At 65.1% G+C, this 3,448-nt stretch carries 5 protein-coding genes and 2 pseudogenes; 5 read left to right on the top strand and 2 right to left on the bottom strand.

Translation table 11 applies throughout. The annotated features are described in order from the left end of the window. Positions 1 to 47 precede the first annotated feature (47 nt). The 4 genes and pseudogenes from RH94_RS42275 to RH94_RS04000 all read left to right on the top strand — a co-directional run. Positions 48 to 866 (top strand): hypothetical protein, encoded by an 819-nt coding sequence (locus RH94_RS42275; RefSeq protein WP_234425516.1) that lies wholly within the window; start codon positions 48 to 50, stop codon positions 864 to 866. A 79-nt stretch (positions 867 to 945) separates the two neighbouring features. Beyond that, positions 946 to 1,095, top strand: a complete 150-nt coding sequence (locus RH94_RS40570; protein WP_158073011.1) for a hypothetical protein — start codon at positions 946 to 948, stop codon at positions 1,093 to 1,095. 35 nt (positions 1,096 to 1,130) lie between these two features. After that, positions 1,131 to 1,652 (top strand): hypothetical protein, encoded by a 522-nt coding sequence (locus RH94_RS04005; protein ID WP_073946257.1) that lies wholly within the window; start codon positions 1,131 to 1,133, stop codon positions 1,650 to 1,652. A 96-nt stretch (positions 1,653 to 1,748) separates the two neighbouring features. Further along, positions 1,749 to 2,291 (top strand): annotated as a pseudogene (locus tag RH94_RS04000) (Uma2 family endonuclease); the annotation flags it as partial. Between the two features lie 92 nt (positions 2,292 to 2,383). Here RH94_RS04000 and RH94_RS03995 read toward each other — a convergent pair. Together RH94_RS03995 and RH94_RS03990 are read right to left on the bottom strand one after the other, a co-directional pair. Then, on the bottom strand, positions 2,384 to 2,638 hold the full coding sequence (locus tag RH94_RS03995) for a Txe/YoeB family addiction module toxin (protein WP_073946256.1): 255 nt from the start codon (positions 2,636 to 2,638) through the stop codon (positions 2,384 to 2,386). After that, positions 2,635 to 2,916 (bottom strand): type II toxin-antitoxin system Phd/YefM family antitoxin, encoded by a 282-nt coding sequence (locus RH94_RS03990; protein WP_073946255.1) that lies wholly within the window; start codon positions 2,914 to 2,916, stop codon positions 2,635 to 2,637. The genes RH94_RS03995 and RH94_RS03990 overlap by 4 nt, the downstream gene beginning before the upstream one ends. Before the next feature lie 389 nt (positions 2,917 to 3,305). Between RH94_RS03990 and RH94_RS42270 the strand changes: the two are divergent. After that, positions 3,306 to 3,448: pseudogene (locus RH94_RS42270) on the top strand (helix-turn-helix domain-containing protein); the annotation flags it as partial.

Genomic DNA, 3,448 nt, shown 5'->3' with positions numbered 1-3,448 from the left:
CCCGCCGTAACTACACTCGCCGCCGACTCATCGAAGGAGCCCGGCGGGTGACCCGGAGCCTGCGCTCCCGTCTCTCCCGCTCGGCGGATGACCGCGACACGGCTCGCACCCGTCGCCAGCAGTCCATGGACCTGCTGCACACGAGACTGCTGCGCCTGAGATGGCTGTGGCTGACCATGTTCGCCGTGGGCCTGCTCGACATGGTCGGTTACACGACGTACGGCTGGGTGCCCTACGCCCCGCCCCCGCCCGTGGCGTCGGCCCCTGCTCGCCACACCACCGCGGCAGGCCCCTCCACCGCTTCCGCGGTCACCCTGGTCGACCAGAGGGGCAAGCAGCCTCGCCATCAGGAATCCAAGCCGACGTCGAACACGCCCCCGACCTGGCGCTCCCGCTCCCAGCTCTGGCACGAGGCGACCACCGACGCCGCACCGAAGGCCCGCAAGCTCGTCACCTCCCTCCACGACTTCTCCGACAAGGTCGTCAAGAAGCGACCGGACTGGGTACGGGACGGGGCGTTCTTCGTCTGCGGCACCCGACTCTCCGACCAAGTTCCCTGGCTGCTGCCCACGGCAATCATGCTGGGCTCCGCAGCGGGCCTGCGCTGGGCGGTCCGGGGGCGCACCCGCCTGCGACGCCTCACCTGCGCCATCGTGGCCACCCTGACCACTGCGGCCATCCTCTGGCACCTGTGGGCAGATGGCCTGACCCACACCCTTCTGGCCACTACCTACGCCCTCGACTTCTGGCACGGGACGGCCTGGGTGGTGGCTGTACTGGGCGTCTCGCTGTGGATGTGCGGGCAGCGGGGCGTTCCATCGGCGGAGACCCGCGGGACTGGGATGAGGGGGGCACGCTACCGCTGACAGGTGCATGGGGGGACCGCGCCGAGCAGTCGCTGTCGCCCTGTACGAACGGACGGAACTCACAGGAAGGTTGATGTGCGTGGCAACAAAGGAACAGTACGAGAAAGTCATTCTGAAGGCGGAGATTCAGGGCCTCAATGCCCTCTCGAAGCAAGAAGTCGACATGCTCAGGCGTCTCGCCCAACAGGCGGGCGCGATGGGAAACCGGGTCAGGAACCTCCTCAAGTAGCAATCACCACGACAGCCGTCGCAAGGAGCCCTTTCATGGGACTGTTCAGATCGAGAGAATCACTCAATCTGGAAGAGCCGGGCCGCGTGGAGATCGCCGACCACGTCAGGACGCACGTTCCCGACGTCGGTGAGCACTTCCTGGACTTCATCGGAGTCGGCAGGGATCAACTGGAACCCCATGTCGATGCGCTCCGCACGGAGAACGGGTGGGTGCCCATCGGTGCACTGCACCAATACGGGTTCAGGAAGCTGAACAACGGCCCGCTGACGTTCCTCAATGAGATGGTTGTACGTGACCAAGTCACGATGTCGGTCTGGGCGAGCTTCGGACTGCGCGGCAGCGACAAGCGTGCGGTCGAGTCCACAGTGGCCAGGATCTTGGAAGAGCAAGGTCATGCCGCAGCGGCCACCTGGGCCATTGTCGCGCGCCCGCAGGCTCGGCTGAATCTTGAGCTCCTCGGGGAATCGCTGACCTCTGGTTGGAACGAATCCGTCAGCACGATTCGGAATGGCGATCTCATCAAGGCGTTCAAGAAGTGGAAGAGCGCCCTCTGAGAATCCTGATCGGTCACGTGGCCCCGCAGGACGGAAGCGACAGCCAAGCCGTCGGGGTGCCGCATCGCCCTCGTACTGGATGGATGTACGTAGGCGATGCGGCAGTGCGGTGTGGCGACGGCGGCCGTCGCCGAGGACGCGTCGGCACCACGCCACACCGAGCTGATCGACGGCGCGATTGTCTTCATCATGTCGCCGCAGACGTAGTGGCACGGCCACCTCGTCACCATGCTCACCGTCGCTCTCATGGAACAGGCGCCCGGCGATGTCACGGTCGGCCGTGAGATGACCATCAAGCTCGATGACCGAAACCGGCCCGAGCCGGACCTGCGGCTGACGACGGCCGGCTACGACGGAGACTGCACCCGGTTCGCACCGCACGAGGTACGGCTCGTCATCGAGGTCGTCTCACCCACGTCCGCGCACCGAGACCGTACGGTCAAGCTCCGTAAGTACGCAGAGGCGGGCATCCCGCACTACTGGTGCGTGGAGGATGAAAGCGGCGCTCCCGTCGTGCACGTCTACGAACTCGATGAATCGACTGGCGTCTACGCGCCCGCTGGTATCTTCCGGGGCACCCTCGAGCGCCCCGCGCCCTTCGAGGTCAGCCTGGATCTCGACAAGCTCACCCCGCCGCGGGAGAACCAGGAATCAATCAGCACCAAGTCGGCACGGGAGACCAGAAGGGACCAGACTCGTCAAGGGCCGACTCCTTCCGACCCGCACGATGATCAGTAGTGGTAGCGGGTGGCGAGGATGACGATCTCCTTGTCCCTAACCAGGTAGACGAGCCGGTGCTCGTCGTCGATCCGCCGCGACCACGCCCCCGGCAAGTGGTACTTCAGCGGCTCGGGCTTGCCGATCCCTGTGAAGGGGTCACGCTTGACGTCCTCGATGAGCTTGTTGATCCGGGCGAGCATCTTGCGGTCGTTCTTGAGCCAGGACGTGTAGTCCTCCCAGCCCTGATCCTCAAAGACAAGCCTCACGCAGCACCCGCAGCAGGATCCGCCGCATCCGGATCGATCAGCTTGCGCTCCGACACGTTGATGTTGCTCAGAGCATTCTCGTACGCCTTGAGCAGTCGCCGTGCGTTCGCCGGGGAGCGGAGCAGGTACGAGCCCTCGCGCAGCGCCGCGTAATCCTCGGCTGAGACGAGCACGGCATTGCCGTGCTTGGAGACGATCTCGATGGCCTCGTGATCGTCGTTGACCTTCTTGATCAGCGGGAAGAGAGCCTTGCGGGCTTCGCTCGCGGTTATGGACATGAGCAGACTCCCTCTTTCAAGTGGTACCGAATAGCGTACCACTCCCAGCGGTCCAGAGGCGCGAGCTGCGGACGAGTCGTTGTTCCGAGCGGGCGCCTCGCGGCGGCCGCTTGTGTCCAACTTCGTCCAGATGGCCATCGCCTTCCCCGCCATCACGGCTTCAACAAACTGCCCTCCAGTCACAGATCCCCGAGAGCAGCCGCCGAGATAACCCACCGAGCGCGCCCCCTGCCCTTATCGTGTCCCGCCAACGCGCAGACAGCACCTGCACGGAAACGCAGCCAGGGGTGTCGCCGTTCCGTGAACCGTGACCCCCTATCGGTCGATGAAAAGTGACCCCTTCCGTGATCAAGTGATCAGTCTGGCTCCATGGGAGTCAGGTGGAAGAGGTGATCGGTGTGGAGGACTGGGCTGAGATCCGGCGGCTCCACCGTGCGGAGGGCATGTCGATCAAGGGAATCGCGCGGCACCTGGGGATCGCCCGGAACACCGTCCGGCGGGCCGTGGCCAGCGACGATCCGCCGAGGTACCG

It is taken from the genome of Streptomyces kebangsaanensis, from assembly GCF_001906585.1.
In the GTDB taxonomy this organism is placed as follows: domain Bacteria; phylum Actinomycetota; class Actinomycetes; order Streptomycetales; family Streptomycetaceae; genus Streptomyces; species Streptomyces kebangsaanensis.
This window is presented reverse-complemented; position numbering and strand designations above follow the sequence as displayed.

Coding starts and splice junctions, on each gene's coding strand:
- RH94_RS04005 (WP_073946257.1), top strand. CDS start 1,131: ATGGGACTGTTCAGATCGAGAGAATCACTCAATCTGGAAGAGCCGGGC.
- RH94_RS03990 (WP_073946255.1), bottom strand. CDS start 2,916: ATGTCCATAACCGCGAGCGAAGCCCGCAAGGCTCTCTTCCCGCTGATC.